General features: G+C 52.9%; 18 protein-coding genes and 1 tRNA gene. 9 read left to right on the top strand and 10 right to left on the bottom strand.

All coding sequences use genetic code 11. The features are described 5' to 3' along the window. Positions 1–4 precede the first annotated feature (4 nt). The 6 genes from AC6I9Z_RS03595 to AC6I9Z_RS03570 all read right to left on the bottom strand — a co-directional run bounded on the left by AC6I9Z_RS03595 (position 5) and on the right by AC6I9Z_RS03570 (position 5,249). Entirely contained in the window at positions 5–784 is a 780-nt protein-coding gene (locus AC6I9Z_RS03595) for a class I SAM-dependent methyltransferase (RefSeq protein ID WP_461458808.1), read from the bottom strand. 97 nt (positions 785–881) lie between these two features. After that, entirely contained in the window at positions 882–1,931 is a 1,050-nt protein-coding gene (locus AC6I9Z_RS03590; protein ID WP_461458810.1) for a haloalkane dehalogenase, read from the bottom strand. A gap of 61 nt (positions 1,932–1,992) precedes the next feature. After that, positions 1,993–3,138: a zinc-binding dehydrogenase gene (locus AC6I9Z_RS03585; RefSeq protein ID WP_461458812.1), complete on the bottom strand. Its 1,146-nt coding sequence runs from the start codon at positions 3,136–3,138 to the stop codon at positions 1,993–1,995. Positions 3,139–3,184: 46 nt separating this feature from the next. Then, entirely contained in the window at positions 3,185–3,700 is a 516-nt protein-coding gene (locus AC6I9Z_RS03580) for a DUF1330 domain-containing protein (RefSeq protein ID WP_461458814.1), read from the bottom strand. A gap of 67 nt (positions 3,701–3,767) precedes the next feature. Continuing rightward, entirely contained in the window at positions 3,768–4,193 is a 426-nt protein-coding gene (locus tag AC6I9Z_RS03575; RefSeq protein WP_461458816.1) for an MAPEG family protein, read from the bottom strand. A 156-nt stretch (positions 4,194–4,349) separates the two neighbouring features. Continuing rightward, positions 4,350–5,249: a LysR family transcriptional regulator gene (locus tag AC6I9Z_RS03570; RefSeq protein WP_461458818.1), complete on the bottom strand. Its 900-nt coding sequence runs from the start codon at positions 5,247–5,249 to the stop codon at positions 4,350–4,352. 130 nt (positions 5,250–5,379) lie between these two features. Here AC6I9Z_RS03570 and AC6I9Z_RS03565 point away from each other — a divergent pair, with 130 nt between their 5' ends. The 4 genes from AC6I9Z_RS03565 (at position 5,380) to AC6I9Z_RS03550 (ending at position 8,412) form a co-directional block, all read left to right on the top strand. Then, positions 5,380–6,066, top strand: a complete 687-nt coding sequence (locus AC6I9Z_RS03565; RefSeq protein ID WP_461458820.1) for a peroxiredoxin-like family protein — start codon at positions 5,380–5,382, stop codon at positions 6,064–6,066. A gap of 54 nt (positions 6,067–6,120) precedes the next feature. Continuing rightward, complete coding sequence (locus AC6I9Z_RS03560) at positions 6,121–6,735, top strand: glutathione S-transferase N-terminal domain-containing protein (protein WP_461458821.1); 615 nt, start codon at positions 6,121–6,123, stop codon at positions 6,733–6,735. A 106-nt stretch (positions 6,736–6,841) separates the two neighbouring features. Beyond that, positions 6,842–7,441 (top strand): thiamine biosynthesis protein ThiC, encoded by a 600-nt coding sequence (locus AC6I9Z_RS03555; RefSeq protein ID WP_461458823.1) that lies wholly within the window; start codon positions 6,842–6,844, stop codon positions 7,439–7,441. A 203-nt stretch (positions 7,442–7,644) separates the two neighbouring features. Further along, positions 7,645–8,412, top strand: a complete 768-nt coding sequence (locus AC6I9Z_RS03550) for a glutathione S-transferase family protein (protein WP_461458825.1) — start codon at positions 7,645–7,647, stop codon at positions 8,410–8,412. A 199-nt stretch (positions 8,413–8,611) separates the two neighbouring features. Here AC6I9Z_RS03550 and AC6I9Z_RS03545 read toward each other — a convergent pair whose 3' ends face one another. Then, positions 8,612–9,220 carry a hypothetical protein gene (locus tag AC6I9Z_RS03545; RefSeq protein ID WP_461458827.1) on the bottom strand — a complete coding sequence of 203 codons (609 nt, stop codon included), beginning with the start codon at positions 9,218–9,220 and terminating at the stop codon, positions 8,612–8,614. 156 nt (positions 9,221–9,376) lie between these two features. On the opposite strand from AC6I9Z_RS03545, the gene AC6I9Z_RS03540 reads away from it, so the two are divergent. Next, positions 9,377–9,859 (top strand): TetR/AcrR family transcriptional regulator, encoded by a 483-nt coding sequence (locus AC6I9Z_RS03540; RefSeq protein ID WP_461458829.1) that lies wholly within the window; start codon positions 9,377–9,379, stop codon positions 9,857–9,859. Positions 9,860–9,970: 111 nt separating this feature from the next. Here AC6I9Z_RS03540 and AC6I9Z_RS03535 read toward each other — a convergent pair whose 3' ends face one another. Both AC6I9Z_RS03535 and AC6I9Z_RS03530 read right to left on the bottom strand, forming a co-directional pair. Further along, entirely contained in the window at positions 9,971–10,342 is a 372-nt protein-coding gene (locus AC6I9Z_RS03535; RefSeq protein ID WP_497811203.1) for an integrase arm-type DNA-binding domain-containing protein, read from the bottom strand. 219 nt (positions 10,343–10,561) lie between these two features. Next, a tRNA-Leu gene (locus AC6I9Z_RS03530) sits at positions 10,562–10,648 on the bottom strand. Between the two features lie 233 nt (positions 10,649–10,881). Here AC6I9Z_RS03530 and AC6I9Z_RS03525 point away from each other — a divergent pair. Beyond that, the gene (locus tag AC6I9Z_RS03525) at positions 10,882–11,829 is read left to right on the top strand and encodes a complex I NDUFA9 subunit family protein (protein WP_461456980.1); all 948 of its coding nucleotides are present in this window, start codon (positions 10,882–10,884) and stop codon (positions 11,827–11,829) included. A gap of 11 nt (positions 11,830–11,840) precedes the next feature. Here AC6I9Z_RS03525 and AC6I9Z_RS03520 read toward each other — a convergent pair whose 3' ends face one another. Further along, the gene (locus AC6I9Z_RS03520; protein ID WP_461456982.1) at positions 11,841–12,635 is read right to left on the bottom strand and encodes an undecaprenyl-diphosphate phosphatase; all 795 of its coding nucleotides are present in this window, start codon (positions 12,633–12,635) and stop codon (positions 11,841–11,843) included. 300 nt (positions 12,636–12,935) lie between these two features. Here AC6I9Z_RS03520 and AC6I9Z_RS03515 point away from each other — a divergent pair, with 300 nt between their 5' ends. The 3 genes from AC6I9Z_RS03515 to gltB are packed head-to-tail and all read left to right on the top strand — an operon-like array spanning position 12,936 to position 19,858. Beyond that, positions 12,936–14,363, top strand: a complete 1,428-nt coding sequence (locus AC6I9Z_RS03515; RefSeq protein ID WP_461456984.1) for an NAD(P)-dependent oxidoreductase — start codon at positions 12,936–12,938, stop codon at positions 14,361–14,363. 35 nt (positions 14,364–14,398) lie between these two features. Further along, complete coding sequence (locus AC6I9Z_RS03510; protein ID WP_461456985.1) at positions 14,399–15,283, top strand: DUF2059 domain-containing protein; 885 nt, start codon at positions 14,399–14,401, stop codon at positions 15,281–15,283. Between the two features lie 48 nt (positions 15,284–15,331). Further along, a complete protein-coding gene (gltB, locus tag AC6I9Z_RS03505) occupies positions 15,332–19,858 on the top strand; it encodes a glutamate synthase large subunit (RefSeq protein WP_461456987.1) in 4,527 nt (1,508 codons plus the stop codon). The last annotated feature ends 126 nt before the right edge of the window (positions 19,859–19,984 follow it).

The following is a 19,984-nucleotide window of genomic DNA, read 5'->3' as shown; positions in this document are numbered from 1 at the left end:
AACATTAACTTAAATCGGAATTGGATGTTGATTCAGCAATAGACTTGCGCCCAACATAGGCCAAACTCAATTTTCGCATCATCGATTGTTTGTCGAATGGAATCGAACGAACAGATCGCAATCCAGTCTCTCGCATCCATTGCAGCGCCTGTCTTCTCGCAACTCGATGTGAACGCCACACAAATTGAACAAGCGCACCGGCAGTCGAACGTCGTGTGATACAGGTGATCAACAGACCACCAGGCTTGAGAACGCGATATAGCTCTAACAATGCGGTACGGGGGCACTCCAAATGCTCTATCACATGGGCAGCCAGCACAATGTCAAAAGCAGCGTCCGCATATGGCAGTTCCTTGATGTCCGCTTGCTTCAAAGATAAATCGACATTCCGATCCCGGATGTTTTGTTCTGCCTGACAGAGCATCTGCTCTGACAAATCAACCCCATCGAGAACACAGCGGCTGGGCTCGAGGTCAAGAAGAGCTGACGAGAACGCTCCGGTACCGATACCGGCATCAAGAATACGCAATCCGTCCAAAGGGATTGCATAGCGTTCTTGTCGAAGCACTTTGCGCAGCATTGCCGTATAGGCTGTATCAAAACCAAGCCTGCCAAGCCTAGCATTCCAAGCACCCGCGGCTTTGTCATAGTGACCAACAAGCTCTTTCTTTGAATAGGCTCGTCTTCCAATCGAAATTCGCCAACTTCCAATCCATGTCGAGAAGATTGGAATCTCGAAATCCGATAAGCACTGTGGAGATTGAGGACTTGGCTCAAACGGCATGACTTATTTTAAATGCTGGTAAGTCATCGAATATGGCAGGCAATCGATCATATCCCGTCGCACGATCGAGGTTGACCTCGCCGGACCTTATCGCAAGCTAGTTCCTCTTTATGAACTGATCCAAGAGCTCGACGAGCTTTTTCGGTTTGTCTTCTTGGATGAAATGGGCCCCGCCTTCCACCAGGGTGTGAGTCTGTTCCTTGGCGCCGGGCACACGCTCTTGCCAGTCCTTGTCCAGACCTGCCATCAGACCGTCATCCGTGCCAAAGGCAGTCATGAGAGGTTTGTCCCAATTGGCGTAAAATTCATCGAGAATTACCTGATTTTGACGAAGCTGGCTTGCCACCAGCGTTGGAAACATCCTCACACCAGCCATGGTCTCTTCAGTTGGAAATGGCGCGGCATAGCCAGCCAGTTCAGCATCTGACAATTGGCGAGTGGTTCCATTTTGAAAAAGGACTGAGAAGTCAAATTCATTGCTCGTTCTCGCGTAAGCAACCCATGTTGTGAATGAAAATTCCTCTCCGTCAAAGTCCAGTTGCTGAACGTCTCCCTCGTTCCACACCCCCATGCGAAACAAGGGATAGCCGAGCCAGCCCTGAATACCGCCGGCGGCAGGTAAGGTCGTGTTGGATAACATGATCCGGGAAAAGCGATCAGGTCGTTGTTCAACAACCCGAAGTCCAATTAGGCCGCCCCAATCCTGTGCAAAAAGAGTAGCCCCTTCAATCTCTATCGCGTCCACGAAACTGGTCATGACATCGACATGCATCTGGTAGCTATGATCAGACCAATTGACTGGCTTGTCAGACTTGCCAAAACCTACATTGTCCGGGGCGATAACGCGGTAACCCGCTTCACTAAGCAGCGGGATCATATGGCGATAGAGATAGCTCCACGATGGCTGGCCATGCATAAGCAGCACGACTTCGCCATCCCGCGGCCCTTCATCGACATAGTGGATTCTGTATCCTGAAACGTCGACATAGTTTGGCTGAAAATCATAGTCGGGCAGATTTTCAAACTGGCTATCCGGGGTTCGGACTACCTCTCCTACGCTCCACTCTTCAGAAGATTGCATAGAGACAACCGTCACCACCACGGCGGTGGCCAAGACGCCCAAACCAATAAGTATTTTTTTGAGCATTTGGCTCACTCCTCTTTATGTTTGTTTGGTCGGCCTAACCCCCGCGCAGATCAGTTTGTGGTCACATTTCCAATTGCGGGCAAATTAGGAATTTCGATCCGGTGGTTTTTGCGTTGTAGCGTTCTACAATCTGGCTGTCTAAGGCATCTGATAGCGATATCTCATGCGTATAGTGACTCGCAAAAGTGGTTTTGAGCTCTTCGGTAACTCGCATTCTCAACCGCTCTCCGACGTCCAAGTCAGCTTTTGCAAGGAAGTTCGGAAGCAACCATGCCCCCATAGACCAGGCCATGCCATAGCTTCGCGGTGTAAATTCGGTTGGTGAAGTATCGAGGCCTCCATAAAGATAGACCTGTTTGTGCTTGGTTGAACCGTAGATACTGAAGGCAGCGGGCGTACGAGCTGCAGCAGCTTCCATAGCAATCAATATATTGGATGCCAGCGAACCGCCTCCGGTCGCATCAAAGGCGATTGTTGCTCCAGTTTCATCAATTGCGTCGATCAATTCTTCATTGAACGTATCACTGCTGGTGTTGAGGACATATCTGGCACCAAGATCCTTCAAAATATTCACCTGCTCCTGACGGCGAACGATGTTGACGATATCAATACCGTCAGCCTGACAGATCTTGTTGAGCATCTGTCCCAGATTGGAAGCGGCCGCAGTATGTACGATCGCGCGGTGCCCTTCCAATCGCATGGTCTCGACAAAGCTCAATGCAGTTAGCGGATTGACGAAACTGGAAGCGCCGTCTTTCGCGGTGCAGTCAGGCAATAGTGGCATCGCCTGAGTTGCCGGAACACAGCGATATTCTGCATACATGCTGGCGCCACCCATAACGGCAACAGTTTTTCCGATCAGGCTTTGTGCATATTCACTTTCACCCGCGGACACCACGGTACCGGCTCCTTCATTGCCAACGGGAAGATCCTGTCCAACCCGGCCTTTCATGGCGGCCATCGCCAGCGACGAAACCGGAGCGGTCAGAACCTTGTTCACACCTTCGCCACTGGAACTGGCATCAGCCATCGTCGCGCCACCAAACATGACAGCATGATCGGATGGATTAATTGGTGTGGCTTCGATCCGCACAATAATCTCGTCTGCTCCCGGGGTCGGCATTGATTTCTCGTGCAAAGCCAATGTCAGTTTTCCATCCTCTGAAACGGTCGAGAACATCTGTTTGTAGGATTCAGGCAGGGTCATTGGATATCTCCGGTTGATACTGTTGTTGGCTGTATTGCTGAGAGGGTTATTTTGGTGCCGGAGCGGGCGCCATTCTTACGAGCCGTGAATCCGCTACCGCGGCACTTCGGTGGAAAGCGTGTTTTTTATATTCCGGGTCACCAACAAGCGCCAAAAAGGAAGCGAGGTTGGGATATGACACAATGAAGATTGCATCCCATTTTTCATGTTCGGGTCCGATCAGGGTAAGTTGTGGCATACCAAAATATACAACCTTGCCGCCTGTTCGCGTGGCAATGGGACCGGAATGGCGGCTATATTCGGTATAAGCCTGCTCGCCGGTCCAGCCCTTGGCGGCGAATTCGCTGCCTTTTTCATAACTCGCCTTGTCTTTGAACCGGATCATATTGAGCATATGCAGAGGCTGATCTGCGGGAAGCTTCTGCATGGCGGCATAAGCTTTTGCGTCGGAGTTGACGTAAGTTGAAGGCATCGTCTGATGATCCTCGGCGGCCGATACTGCCGCAGAAAAAGCAAAAGCAACAGCTACAAACGGAACGGCAAACTTGGTTGTGAGTTTCATAATGTGAGTACCTTTCAGGAAGTGAAACGGGTGTCTTGGCGATTGTGATTATCGATCATCATAATGATCAGAGCGTCGCAAGCAGGTAGGCAAGATACAGGCCCAGGGCGATCCCGGTTAATCCCGTACCCATTGCGCCCACCATTCGGAAGAAAACAAATGGCGTAAACTCACTGCCATCGGCATGAGAACCGGAAAGCGACATGAAACCCACTGCGTGAGATATGCGCGCCAGAACGAAAATGGTTGCGAAGCTTGTCACAGCAATACCGCCACCGGTAAATCCTTCGACCAGGGCCAGAATGACCAGAAACAGCGCCGCGTTTTCCGCCAGATTACCGTGACGCCGGACTTTCCGTTCAAGCTCCCGGTCGTCATTCAACCCGACGCCGATTTTTGCTTTCGCCCGGTGTGTTCCGGTGTTCATCATTAGCAGCTGCTGCAGGATGATCAGGAAAGCTCCAGCTATCGCAGTGGTAAAAGGGTAGACCATTTTAATCTCCGCCATTTGTGGTTCGAACCGTGTAAGCACTTGGATCGTTCAGTTGGTAATGGCGGCGCTTATTTGCGTTGTCATTTGGTAGTTGTGCAACTTGGTGGCTTATCAGTGCACCATAAAGCAGTTTCTCATCTGTTGAATACCGATAATCTATATAGTGCCTAGAAACTCATGTCTGGCATCACGGAGTACCATTTCGGCAAATGTCATAAATGCCTTGATTCGTGCAGTTCGCCGTAGATCGCTGTGGGTCAGGAGCCAGATATCGCGTGCCTTGATGGGCTTCCTTTTTGTAGCCCGGACCAATTGCGGTTCTCGGTCTCCGATAAAACAGGGGATCATGGCCAGACCCAAACTGCCCTTCGCTGCCGACAACTGCATTGCTGCGCCGGGAAAGCATCCCCACATTGGCACTTTGCTAAACTCCGTTTCCTTGGTCCATTCCGGAAATTTGTCATCATCGGAATCCCAGGCAACCCACCTTGCAGATTCTGGATCATTTTCGAAATCCTGGGAATCCAGATATTCCTGAGTTGCATACACAGTTTGATTATAAGTGATAATGCGTTTCCCCACGAGTGATTGGGGCGGATTATTGTCGATGCGGATCGCAATATCGGCCTCGCGCCTCGACACATCCAATATGTTGGTCGTCGCAATCATGTGGACTTCGATGTCGGGATGCTTGTCCGTAAATTCTGACAATCTGGGGCCAAATGTATGAACCGCAATGGGTTCCGCCATTGTGACCGTTACAACGCCGCTCATATCGCCATCCTGCCCTGATATGGATCGTTCAGCTCTGTTCAATCGAATTCCGCAATCGCGGACGGCGGTGACAAATTCCTCGCCAGCAGCGTTCAAAACAAAACCCTCAGGTTGCCGATCAAAGAGCTTTGTACCCAGCGCATATTCCAGACTGTCTATCCGGCGACTCACCGTCGAATGATGAACGCCCAGCGCCCGTGCAGCCCGCCGAACAGAACCGACATCAGCGACCACTGCGAAACTCTTCACCTCTTCCCAATCCAGATGTTGTGCGCCCAGCATATCGTGTCTCCTTCGGCAAAGCGTAGTGGCTAAACTGTGCAACGGCAAGTTGCGACATGAACTCCTGACGGCTCACTGGTGAAACGCTACCCCAAGATTTCCGATTCATCTCCTTTTGAGGAATTTCAGTATGTCTCTTCAATCTACTCTCCTGGAAGGTACACTGGCAAAGCGTCTGCAAGAAACGCTGACAAATTCCATCGCCCAGTTTCCGCCTGAAGCCTTGGAGGTCATTCAAGCGGCGAATGAGGAAGTCAATCAACGCAAGGTTGGCAAGAATGCCCTTAAAGTTGGAGATTCTCTGCCCGATGCCATACTCAGCGACGCGAGCGGAAAATCCGTTTCACTTTCTGGCCTGAACAAACAAGGCCCCCTCGTTATCACTTTCTATCGCGGCGGATGGTGCCCTTACTGCAATCTGGAACTCAAGGCCTATCAGGATATTCTTGGTGAGATAACCGAACGTGGTGGCCAACTGGTCGCGATCTCTCCAGAGAAGCCCGACAACTCGCTTTCGACCACCGAGAAAAACGCGCTGACTTTTCCAGTGTTGACCGACACTGGCAATCGGTTTGCCAAGGCGATGGGCGTAGCGTTTGAACTGCCAATCGGTCTTCAGAATCTATTTTCTGGTTCTGGTTTAAATCTGCAAGAAATGAACGCTGACACAGGATGGACTCTGCCTGTCCCGGCGACATTTGTGGTAGACGGGAGCAGTGATATTATATTGGCTGATGTCGACCCGGATTATACCCGTCGGCTTGAACCATCAGAGGTCCTCGCTGCGCTGAATTCTTGCGCCGTCCACTCCGTTTAGGCTGGGAAGGAGAATGCCAATTTTTCGCGCGACTTTTGTCCAGGGCCACTCGAGATGATTGATCTTTATACCTGGGCAACGCCGAACGGCAGAAAGATATCCATCGCGCTGGAAGAGATGCAGCTGCCATACACAGTCTACCCTGTGGATTTGCAACAGGCGGAACAGTTTGAATCTGAATTTCTGGAGTTGAGTCCAAACAACAAAATCCCGGCGATAGTTGATCGTAACAATGACGCGCGCGTTTTTGAATCGGGTGCCATTCTCACATATCTGGCCGAAAAGTCCGGACGCTTTCTGCCAACCATCCAACCCAATCGGGCAAAAATACTGGCGTGGCTGAATTGGCAGGTCGCCGGATTTGGTCCGATGCTGGGGCAATTCAATCACTTCCTCAATGTGGCGGACGAGAAACTGCCATATGCCATTGGTCGGTTCTCCGAAGAAGCATTGAGGTTGTTCGCTATCCTCGATCGGCAACTGGAAAGCCACGAATATGTTGCTGGCGAATATTCGATTGCTGACATGGCGATCTACCCTTGGTCGCTGCCGGCGTTTGCCCAGATCAGTGAACAGGCTGAACGGACATTCCACAACGTTGAACGATGGCATGGGGCCATGGCTGAACGCCCAGCGGTGCAGGCGGGAATGGAGGTCCCCCAAGCCTAGCAGCACTGCTCACAGCAGTTTTGATTCAGAGGCACAACTGTTCTGCTGGCATTAGATTTTCCACCAGCGATACGCTTGGAAGCGTCACCTTAGGAAGGAAGTAACGATGGAACTCACACAAAGCCGAACCGTAAAAATTATTGCAGCGCTACTGCTGCTGCTGGCCATCACGCAACCGATCTATACAGCCCTATTTATTGGCGCTCCCGAATTTGACCGTCAATTTATGTGGAGGATAGAAGGTGTCATATTTGTTTTACTAGCGGCTTTCTCCACCTCCGCTTTGGTCATGGCAAGAGATCACGCCTTGGGCTTTTCCGCAATTGCGTTCAGCGCCATACTCAAATTGTTGGCAGTGGGTATGGGGTTAACGCAATTCGGTCCTTTTACCCGAGCTGCGGAATTGAACACTGACCTGGGCGATGTTGCCACCTCAATCCTTGCATTTTCGTTCTTCTGCTACAATTCCGCGAATATCCTGCTGGGCCTGGCAGCTGTGGTGTTCGGCATGTCTAAGATTCGCGGGGGCGGCCGCGCCGTTGGCGGCGCGACATTGTTGGTTGGCGCGGTAGCATTCGTCACCAACAGCTTGGTGATGATGTTCGGCTTTCAGGGCTTTTTCCCTTCACCAGTTGCTGGAGGATTTGGTGTTTTAGCCACCCTGCTCTTGGCCATTTGCCTGTTCCAGGCCAACAGTGGAGATTAAGTGTATCACCCAGTCAGCTGACAATCCGGTTGCTCGCGATGGCCTACACCATCAAGGCTGCCCACCGGTTGATCTAGAGTTCCGGCGGCGATGGTTGCATTGATGTGCAATCCGCAGCATAGCGCGAGGCATTCCGGCAGCTATGCGAATGACATTTGACGACCAAAATGAACCCCCTTTTGAGTTCGAGAAGGAGACTGCAAATGACCGAGATTAAACTCTATGGCTATGCGACCAGTCCGTTTGTGCGGAAGACCGGTTGCTTTCTCTACTACAAGAATATTGAGTTCACACACATCCCGGTCGATCCAACCAACCCTGAGGGGACAATCGGCTTTACCGGCCAAACGCAGGTTCCTGTCCTGGAGATCGATGGAGATTGGCGGTTGGAGTCCTCCGCGCACGCGCATTGGCTCGACGAGCTATTTCCCGAAAAACCTCTATGTCCGGCCGAACATCGTGCAAATATTGAAGAGATTGACCGATGGATCAGCGACAGCTTCTTGCTGAGCATTTTTCGATATCCGATCGACGGCGAAGACAACCTTCAGTTCAAGCACAGCGGGTGGCGATTGGCAGCACTTCTGAGTGCTCATACACCGCTTTCAGAAACGGTCCGGCACCATTGGCCCGATGCTCTGCGTCAAGCTCCGTTCATCCAGGCAATGGCCAAACATATGGATCTCACCGAGAGCATCCCTGACATGCAAATGCGGCTGGCAGGGGAGCTGGCAGCGCATCTCGGAGATGGCCCGTTTCTCGGCGGTCTTGAAGAACCGACAATGCTTGATCTGGCCGTGTTCCCGCAATTGGTCTGGGGCTATATGTTTGGCTTGGCAGAAACATTGAGCGCTGCAGCGCATCCAGCAATCAAAACATGGCTACAACATGTTGTAGAACATTTGCCGGACAACCCCACACTGGTCGCAGACGAAATGATGGTGAACTCATTGCAAAGCGGGCTTCAGTAAACTCAAATCATAACGCATCAGAGATGATTGTTTCTGGGTCGACAACCAACCAGCCGCTTTGCTTTTCATCACGTCCGCTTTTGCGTCCAATGCCGACAGAATCGGACATTCCGCATACAGCCCAATATGGGCCAGTTCATCACAAAGCGGATACCAAGCTCAATTCCACATAAGCCGTCAAATCCTAGTTCTGCGATTTTCAGTTTACAGCTATTTGTTCGTTCTCCGGACGATATGGCTCTTCTTGGACCACATGGCTGATGAGCAGTTTGAAAAAGAAGAGAGGTAGAAACCAATCTAGATGCTCCGGCGATTTGAACACATATAAAGAAAGCACCAAAGCCAAGGCAAAAACCATTCCGGATACGGGGCGCTGCAGGTAAAGCGGGAACATCAGAATGAACGCACAAGATAGCATCAAAAATCCGTAAATGATCGCAATCCACAAAATGTCGAAATTCAGAAAGAAATAGCTCGCCAGGGTCAATTGGACGATATGAAGTCCAACAAAAGTCATATGCTGCCTAAATCCGTTTCCTTGTCTAAAATTCCAGCGCTTTGCCGCGGAAGTCAGGTTGGTGGCAATCCCGCCGACCAGGTCTAGCGCAAAGAAGGCCGCAACCGCATATTGCGCCCAGGTCCAACTGTAATTTTCTTGCAAGCCAATGATGACAACCAGCGCAACTGCTACGAGTGGGACGTAAAGCTGGAGGTTTTTCTCAGCTGTGGTTGCGCCGGGCCCAATTACTTTATCGATCTGTCCCCGCCAGCCATTGCGCAACTCCGGGATGTTCCAATCAATGTTCATGCTGCTTTCCTGCGTTGATGATGGGTTGACTATCAGATGAAAATCAAAGCGTTCATTTTATCGACCAAATGGACTATAAAAACCCCTAGACCATGATTAAAAATCATGTCAATCATTTTCGACCGTTTGGACTAATAAAATCGGATGGGGTAATGAATGCCAAAAATCGTTGATCACGACGCATATAGAGAAGACTTGGCAAACCGGGCGGCGGCATATTTTGCGGAATATAGCTATACCGGTGCAAGCTTACGCAAAATTACCGAGTATCTCGGAATTTCCAAAAGCGCGTTCTATCACTATTTTCCTAACAAACAGGCGCTGTTTCTTGCCAGCACGAAGCAAGTGATGAGGAAAACTCAAGTCGATTTTACGACAACCGGAAAAGGATCGGAGAAAGCTAAAATCCAACAGCTAACTGATGCGATGCGCAGTGAGTTTGGCAGCGAGATGAGCATTGTTTTTGACTATCTACGCGACAAGACAAAGGAAGAAGTAGCAGAAGATGAAGCTATGCAAATAGCGCTCGACACATATCGAGCCAGCGCCGAGGCTATAGTCGGTGCGGACAGAGCCAACGAAACGCTGGCCAAGATCATGGGGACGTTACTGCTTGAATATATGTCGGGAACGATTTGAACATATGCCCAATTTAGCGAATGTCCGCTTTCGCGACCAATTAAGTTGGAACCGGACGGTCCGTTTTCGGCCTAAATTTGGTCGAAAATCTATAGCCTACTGAAGCCTAAACTACTTGCGTTCAAGGCACTTGATCCGCTCAATATATAGAAGATCGAACCCAGCCCGCATTCCTTCAAGCGAAACACGCTGGCCAATCAGCTTCCGCGCCTTCAAAAGGGGAAGCAGCCAGCGTGTCTTCTTTATCGTGACAGCCGCTCGGCCTTCTTTCTCGATCTTGGTGATGTAGTCTTTAGCAATCGATGAAAATGTTTTCGCAGCCGCTTCACGCCTTTCGCGGGCTACCTTGAGCGAAACATCAGGATAACGGCCAAGCGATAGCTTCTTCTCTTTTCCGAGATAGGGATATTTCAAACGCCACAACTTCCCCCCCCCCCCCCCCCCCCCCCGATGGCTGGACCAGAAGGAACAGACCGCGTTCATCAAACATCTTCTTCGGCTTCTCACCGGGCCTTGCATTCCGGATCGCTGTATCGGTCAACGCCATAATGGGGGGCCACTTTCATCTACTGTTGTAATGTGGCCCTTACTATGCTGCGAGTGCAGACGAGCATGGGCGAACAGCGGCGGCCATAAACTGCCGCTTATTGGCAATTTTTCAGGCGTTTTGCAACCACCTGCATACATCGATGAATGAGTAAATGGTGCCCAGAAGAGGACTCGAACCTCCACATCCTTGCGAATACTAGCACCTGAAGCTAGCGCGTCTACCAATTCCGCCATCTGGGCCAACCGACATGTTGTCGGTGTAGGAGCGGGCGATTAGCGTCACGAGGGCGATATTGTCAATGATTCATCTGCCGATAATGGATATCTTATGTCTGACGGGGCGCGGGCTTGGGAAATATGCTATGTTACTAACGGCATTAAAGTAGATTCGTATATTGCGCACGCGCGCCCGTCATGCAAAAGCGCGCGGGAAGACAATGAGATCATTGCGTGAAAGAAATGGATATTAGACTATGACGCTTGACGGACAATTGGTTTGCATTTTTGGCGGTGGCGGGTTTTTGGGTCGCTATATATCGCAGCAGCTTTTGTCGCGCGGTGCTCGGGTGCGAGTGGCCGAACGCAATGTTAAGAATGCCATGCATATCAAACCGCTTGGAAATTTGGGCCAGACCCAGTTTGCCAGCGCTGATGTTACCAAAAAAGACAGCGTAGCGCGGGCGGTCCATGGCTGCGATGCTGTCATTAATCTGGTTGGCATTTTAGACGGAGACTTTGAGGCAGTGCACGTTAACGGCGCGCGCAACGTGGCCGAGGCAGCGGCCGAAGCGGGATGCACCGCGCTCGTCCAGATGTCGGCGATTGGCGCTGATAGAGAGTCGCCATCGCGTTATGGAAAGAGCAAAGGCGATGGCGAAGCAGCGGTGCTAGACGCGTTTCCGAGCGCCATCATCCTGCGGCCGTCTATTGTATATGGACGCGAAGATCAGTTTATCAATCGCTTTGCTGCTATGATCCAGATGATGCCTATCGTGCCGATAATTGGCGGTGGCACCAAGTTCCAACCAGTTTTTGTCGGCGACGTCGCGCAGGCCGTGGCTGCGGCACTGGAAAAACCAGCGCGCTATGCAGCACGGACTTTTGAACTGGGAGGGCCTGAAATTATCTCAATGGGAGACCTCAATCGGCGGATCGCCAGCATGACCAAGAGGGATCGCGGCTTTTTTGAGATTCCGGATTTTGCGGCGAAACTGATGGCGACTTGCACCGGCTTTCTTCCCGGCGCACCAATTACGTCCGATCAGTATAAGATGCTGCAGAGGGACAATGTTGTTGCTGATGGGCAGGCTGGACTGGAAGCCTTTGACGTAACCCCTACACCGCTTGCCACCGTTGCCCGGGGGTGGATGGACAAATATACGACTTATGGCCGCTTTGGAGCGCGCGCTAAGGCCAGTTAGGCTTATCCGCGCTAAAACCAGATCAGCAACGCTGCGCCCATGGCTACGCGGTAGATCACAAAGACCATCATCGACGCCTTGCGTAGGAACTGCATCAGGAATGTCATCGTGGCAAACGCGGCCACGAAGGTCAGTGCTCCGGTGATCAATGCCTCTTTGAGCAGATCGCTACTGGCATCCATGAGATCAGGCACGATCAAAATCCCTGCGCCAGCAACGGCCGGAATAGACAACAGGAAAGAAAAACGGGCTGACTCCACACGACTATAGCCCAGAAAACGTGCAGCGGTCATCGTGACACCCGACCGGCTTGTGCCGGGAATTAGCGCCAGAGCCTGAGCCAAGCCGACAATCAATCCGTCTTTCAGGGTCATGTCCTCGAACGACTTGACTTGCCGCCCAACACGGTCGGCCACGCCAAGAAGGACGCCATAGACAATCAAGTTAATGCCCACCAATGTCGTGCTGCGGAACCCCTCCAGATAGCCGCCGGTTTTCAGGAACAAACCCACTATGACAGCAGGTATAGTGCCGAATATAATCCACCACAGCAGCCGGCGCTCGGCATCTGCCTTGCCAATACCAATGGTTGCCAAGCCGCCCTTGCCGAGAGAAAGCACGTCTTTGAAAAAATAAGTGATGATCGCAAGCAAAGACCCAACATGTACAGCAATGTCTATCATCGGCCCCTGATCGGCATAGCCGGTGAAAACCGGAAGCAATATAAGGTGACCGGATGAGGAAATTGGCAAAAATTCGGTTACGCCTTGCACAACGGCGAGGAGCAGCATTTGAATAAATGTCATGATGGGACCCGGGACAAGTGAAGGAAATCAACATATAGAAGCGACATTCGATTTTGTCGTCGATGAATTTAGGTCCGTTTCGATACTTTTATTGCGCGGATAGCTGTGGCCTAAGCCAGAAAATCGCTGAAATGCGTTATATAGGTTAGTATAACTGTCCTATTTTGTTGTTTTTGCGTGACTCTGCCTATGGTTTCGCCTATCGCGAGCCCAACGCCCGCTCAGGAGGGCAGGGTCACCCTAATCGAAAAATACAAGAAACGAGCGATCTGCATGCCAAAAGGCACGAAAAAATTAGACATGTTGAAATTTGTCAACACTGGGCAAAACTATCCGGAAAAGCGCGAACCAACGCTGCGCGCCGAGGATTTTCATGAAATTGCCGACCGTTATGCCCCCGAAAAAGCGGCGGAACAGGCAGCGCGCTGCTCGCAATGCGGCGTGCCTTATTGCTCGACCCATTGCCCGTTGCATAACCATATCCCGGACTGGCTGCGTCTGACCGCCGAGGGCCGGGTCCGTGAAGCCTATGAAATGTCGAATCTGACTTCGACCATGCCGGAGATTTGCGGGCGCATCTGTCCGCAGGACCGTCTGTGTGAAGGCAATTGCGTCATTGAATTTTCCGGTCATGGCGCAGTGACCATCGGCGCGGTAGAAAAATATATCACTGATACCGCCTGGGAAGAAGGCTGGGTTGAACCGCTGGTTGCGGGTAAATCGCGCGGCCAGTCCGTCGGCATTATCGGCGCCGGTCCCGCTGGCCTGACCGCCGGGGAATATCTGCGCGTCGCTGGCTATGACGTTCACATCTATGATCGCCATGATCGCGCCGGTGGTTTGCTGACTTACGGCATTCCTGGCTTCAAGCTTGAGAAAGACGTCATCATGCGGCGCATTCAGCGTCTTAAAGATGGCGGCATCAACTTTCATGAGAATTTTGAAGTTGGCAAAGATGCAACATTGGATGAGCTGCGCACTAAACATGATGCGATCTTGATCGCGACGGGCGTCTACAAGGCACGCGAAATCAAAATGCCCGGCGTGGGCGCACCTGGTGTCGAAGAGGCATTGGATTTTCTGACCGCCTCAAACCGCAAAAGCTTTGGCGATGATGTACCCGATTTCGACAATGGCCGTTTCAATGCCGAAGGCAAGAATGTGGTCGTCATCGGTGGCGGCGATACCGCGATGGATTGCGTGCGGACCTCGGTACGTCAGGGGGCGAAATCAGTAAAATGCCTCTATCGCCGTGATCGTGCCAATATGCCAGGGTCGCAGAATGAAGTGAAAAATGCCGAGGAAGAGGGCGTGGATTTTGTTTGGCTCTCTGCCCCCAAAGCGGTCGAGGGCACGGATCACGTCACGGCGGTCAAAGCAACGAAGATGCGTCTCGGCGCCCCTGATGCCAGTGGCCGGCGCGCGCCAGAGGTGCAGCCCGATAGCGAGTTTAAGTTGGAGGCGGATCTGGTCATCAAGGCTTTGGGTTTTGATGCCGAAGAGCTGCCCAGCCTGTTCGACTGCCCCGACCTCAGCGTTACCCGCTGGGGCACGTTGCGGGTCGATCACAAGAGCATGATGACCAATCTCGATGGTGTTTTCGCCGCTGGTGATATTGTTCGCGGAGCCAGCCTTGTGGTATGGGGCATCCGTGACGGTCGCGATGTGACCGAGCATATGCACAAATTCTTGCGCGAAAAAGCAAAGGCGGAAAAACAGGCCGCCTGAAGCGCCCCTTTCGCCCATCCAATTCGGAGTAAAAAATGAAAAAAATCTTTGCGCTTACCGTAAGTTCATTGGCTTTGGCATTCAGCACCCCCGCCACGGCACAAGATGCGGATGCAACAGCAACAACCGAAAGCGAAGCTGGGTCCATTGATCCGGCGCGTCTCTCTGCCGCCAAAAGCACGGTCGATTATCTGTTCCCGCTCGGTACCTACGAGCGGATGATGAAGGGCACGATGGACCAGATGATGGACCAGATGATGATGAGCATGGGCAACATGCGCATGGGTGACCTGGCTGGTGCAGGCGGCGTGGCCAGGGGCGACATGCCTGAAGGTATGGGCGAAAAGACACTGGCCGAAATGGCGACCGAAATGGACCCGCATTACGCAGAGCGGACCAAAATTTCGACCAAGGTAATTATGGACGAGATGGTCAACCTGATGATCGGGATGGAACCAGCCGTTCGCGAAGCACTGACCAATATTTATGCGCGCAAATTCACGGTCGGCCAGCTGAACGAGATGAACAGCTTTTTCGCGACCGATACCGGCAGTGCCTTCGCACGCGACTATATGATGGTCTTTGTCGATCCGGAAATGATGCAATCGATGATGAACATGGTCCCGGAAATGATGCAGGCCATGCCAGAGATAATGAAAAAGGTCGAAGAGGCTACTGCCCATCTACCGCCCGTTAAAATACCTGGCAATGATCCCTTTGCATCGGTTGAGGAAGTCATGGACGAGGTTGAAAATTCAGATGATGCGACAGATTGGGAAGACCCCGACAACTGGTCAGCGGAAGACCGGGAGCTCGTCAACAAACTGAGCGTCGATTCCGACACCGCGTTTGAGAAATATTATGAAGCGCTCGAAAAAGCGCAGAAGAACGCCAAAGCAAAAATGGCGAACGGCAAATAGACAGCAGCACGCAAAATCGATGCTCTTACCCACTGAAATGAAATTGATATGACACACCACTATCCAACGCCCGAACATAAGCGCCTTGCCGAAACCGGCATGTACCGACCTGAATTTGAATCCGATGCATGTGGTGTCGGTCTGGTTGCCGCCACCGATGGCAAGGCTTCGCGGCGGGTGGTGTCGTCGGCTATTGATGCGCTGAAAGCCGTGTGGCATCGCGGCGCGGTTGATGCAGATGGCATGACGGGTGATGGAGCCGGGTTGCATGTCGATTTACCCGCACGTTTCTTCGACGATGCGATTGCCGATAGCGGTCATAAGGTCATGCCTAACCGGCTAGCTGTCGGTATGATATTTTTGCCGCGCACGGATCTCAGCGCGCAAGAAACCTGCCGGACGATTGTGGAAGCGGAAATCATCGAAGCGGGGTATAAAATTTACGGCTGGCGACAGGTGCCAGTAGATGTGTCAGTCATTGGCGTGAAGGCGCAAAATACCCGGCCTGAAATTGAGCAAATCATGATTGCCGGGCCGCTGCCCGACCGGCAAAGCGCAGCAGAATTTGAGAAAAATCTCTACCTCATCCGTCGCCGGATCGAGAAAAAAGTTGTCGCGGCACAGATTCATGACTTCTATATCTGCAGCCTGTCCTGCCGCTCGATCATCTATAAGGGCCTGTTCCTCGCGGAATCTCTTTCGGTATTTTATCCCGACCTGACAGACGAACGGTTTGAAAGCCGTGTCGCGATTTTCCATCAACGCTATTCGACCAACACTTTCCCGCAATGGTGGCTGGCTCAGCCGTTTCGGACGCTGGCCCATAATGGCGAGGTCAATACGATCCGCGGCAACAAGAACTGGATGAAAAGCCACGAGATCAAAATGGCGAGTCTCGCCTTTGGTGATCACTCGGAAGATATCAAACCGGTTATCCCGGCGGGTGCATCCGATACCGCTGCCCTCGACGCGGTGTTTGAAACCATCTGTCGCTCTGGCCGCGATGCGCCGACGGCCAAGCTGATGCTGGTCCCGGAAGCCTGGCAGAATGAAGCCGATATCGATCCGGCACACAAGGCCATGTATGAATATATGGCGAGTGTCATGGAACCATGGGATGGTCCTGCCGCGCTGGCGATGACCGATGGCCGCTGGGCTGTGGCCGGCGTGGACCGCAATGCACTGCGGCCACTGCGGTACAGCAAGACTTCTGACAATTTGCTGATCATCGGATCGGAAACCGGCATGGTTGTCGTTCCCGAAAGCCAGATTGTGGACAAAGGCCGCCTTGGCCCCGGTCAAATGATCGCGGTCGATCTGGATGAAGGCGTTGTCTTCACTGACAAGGAGATCAAGGACCAGATTGCATCCGAAGAGCCTTATGCCGAAAGGGTAAAAGGGTTTCGCACAATGGACGATCTGCCGCCTGCGCCAGCTGATGCGGGTATGAACTTTTCCAAGGAAGAGCTGATCCGCCGCCAGACCGCAGCCGGTCATACGCTGGAAGATATGGAAGTAATCCTTGCGCCAATGGTTGAGGATGCCAAGGAAGCTATCGGCTCCATGGGCGACGACACACCGCTTGCGGTTATCAGCCTGAAGCCGCGTCAGGTCAGCCATTTTTTCCGCCAGAATTTTTCGCAGGTCACCAACCCGCCGATTGACAGCCTGCGCGAACGGCATGTGATGAGCCTGCGCACGCGTTTCTCGAACCTCGCCAACATATTGGAGAAGGACAGCCAGAATGAAAATGTGCTGGTGCTTGACAGTCCGGTCCTCAGCTGCGCCGCCTGGGAGCGACTGAAGGGCAGCTTCGGCGATGCTGTCGCCGTTATAGACTGCACCATGTCGACCAGAGGCGGCGCGATCACCATGCGTGACGCGCTGGCCCGGATCCGCGATGAGGCCGAGCAAGCCGTGCGTCAGGGTAAGACCGAGATTTTCCTGACAGATGAAAATATTGATGAAGATAATATGGCCATTTCCATGGTCATCGCGACTGCGGCGGTCCACACGCATCTGGTGCGCAAAGGACTGCGCGCCTATGCCTCGGTCAACGTAAGGGCTGCCGAATGTCTCGACACCCATTGTTATGCGGTGCTAATCGGCGTCGGCGCAACGACGGTTAATGCCTATCTGTCGGAAGCGGCCATTTCCGATCGCCATGCGCGCGGCCTGTTTGACGGGCTGACTTTTGACGAGTGCATCGCCCGCCACAAAAAGGCCGTCGATGAAGGCCTGCTGAAGATCATGTCCAAAATGGGCATTGCGGTGATCTCCAGCTATCGCGGCGGCTATAATTTTGAAGCCGTTGGCCTGTCGCGCGCTTTGTGTAACGACCTGTTCCCCGGCATGCCGACCAAGATATCCGGCGAGGGCTATGCATCGCTCTTCATCAATGCGCAGGAAAAACATGAAGCCGCGTTTGAAGCGGCGGTCGTGCGCTTGCCCGTGGGCGGATTCTACAAACAGCGCGATGGCGGTGAGCCGCATGCCTATGGCGCGCATCTGATGCACTTGCTGCAAAGCGCCGTCGCCCATGACAGCTACTCCTCTTACCTGCAGTTTTCGCAGGGCGTGAAAGAACTGGAACCCATTTATCTGCGCGACCTGATGGAATTTAACTATGCGCCTGAGCCCATTCCGATCGATGAGGTTGAGGCGATTACCGAAATTCGCAAACGCTTCAACACGCCCGGTATGTCTCTCGGCGCGCTGAGCCCCGAAGCGCATGAAACGCTCGCGATTGCAATGAACCGCATTGGCGCGAAATCGGTTTCCGGTGAGGGCGGGGAAGAGAAACGCCGTTACACACCGTTTGAAAATGGCGACAATGCATCGAGTCCGATCAAGCAGGTTGCCTCCGGCCGTTTTGGCGTAACAGCAGAATATCTCGGTGCCTGTGAAGAGGTCGAGATCAAGGTCGCCCAAGGCGCCAAGCCTGGTGAAGGCGGCCAGTTGCCCGGCTTTAAGGTCACCGAATTTATCGCCAAGCTGCGCCATTCGACGCCGGGTGTCACGCTGATCAGCCCGCCACCGCATCATGATATCTATTCAATCGAGGATCTCGCGCAGCTGATTTATGATCTCAAGCAGATCAACCCGAAAGCCCGCGTTTGCGTGAAGCTCGTCTCCGCAGCCGGTATCGGCACGATCGCGGCAGGCGTTGCCAAAGCGCATGCCGATGTGATCCTGATTTCGGGCAATACTGGCGGAACGGGTGCATCGCCGCAAACGTCGATCAAATTTGCTGGAACGCCCTGGGAAATGGGCCTCACCGAAGCCAATCAGGTGCTTACACTTAACGGTCTGCGGCACCGCGTGAAATTGCGCACCGATGGCGGTCTGAAAACCGGACGCGATATTGTCATTGCCGCGATTCTGGGCGCGGAGGAATTTGGCCTCGGCACGCTGAGCCTGGTCGCCATGGGCTGTATCATGGTGCGGCAATGCCACAGCAACACCTGTCCCGTCGGAGTCTGTGTGCAGGATGAAAAGCTGCGCGAGAAATTTACGGGCACACCAGAAAAAGTCATCAACCTGATGACCTATATGGCCGAAGAAGTGCGCGAGATTTTGGCACGGCTGGGCTTCCGGTCGCTGGATGAAATTATCGGTCGCACGGAATTGCTGCGGCAAGTTAGCCGCGGGGCCGAGCATCTTGATGATCTCGACCTGAACCCCATCCTCGCCAAGGTGGACGCTCCGGATACCGAGCGTACGTTCAACCTGCCCACTCATCGCAACGAAGTGCCCGACAGTCTCGATGCGCAGATGATTGCCGATGCGCAGCCGGTCTTTGAACGCCGCGAGAAAATGCAGCTAACCTACACGGTGCGCAATACCCACCGCGCAGTCGGTACGCGTTTCTCAGCAGAGGTGACTGCCAAATATGGCATGACTGCGCTGAACGAGGACCATGTCCATGTACGCCTACGTGGCAGTGCCGGACAATCACTGGGTGCGTTCCTGTGTCAGGGTATCACGCTGGAAGTCTTTGGTGATGCCAATGACTATGTCGGCAAGGGTCTGTCCGGCGGCAAGATTGTCGTTCGCCCGATGGTCAGCTCGCCCCTGGATTCAAAGGACAATACGATTATCGGCAACACCGTGCTGTACGGTGCAACATCCGGTCAGCTTTTTGCCGCCGGGCAGGCTGGCGAACGCTTCGCTGTGCGCAATAGTGGGGCTGATGTCGTCGTCGAAGGCTGCGGGGCCAATGGCTGCGAATATATGACTGGCGGCAATGCGGTAATCCTCGGCGCAGTCGGCAATAATTTCGGCGCTGGCATGACCGGCGGGATGGCTTTCATCCTCGACCTCGACCGTGATTTTGAAAAGCATGCCAATCCCGAAAGCATCATCTGGCAACGGCTGGACAGCGACTATTGGGAAGAGCATCTCAAATCCCTGATCGAAGCGCATCACCGGACCACAGACAGCAATTGGTCGGAGACCATCTTGCGCGACTGGGACCGCTGGCGGGAACGCTTCTGGCAGGTTTGTCCTAAAGAAATGGTCGAGCGGATCGAACATCCACTGTCGGATGGCGAAGCGATTGAGGCGGCGGAGTAGCATTTCTCTGATAAAGCGAAGGAGGCGCAAGGCGCTAAAACTCGCAGCAGGCATTGGCTTGCTTGGTGGACTGTTTTACGCCTTTAATCCGCTCACGTTCTTTGCTGATCCGGATCAAAAGGTCAC

The sequence above is a fragment of the Parasphingorhabdus sp. genome (genome assembly GCF_059726685.1).
This window is presented reverse-complemented; position numbering and strand designations above follow the sequence as displayed.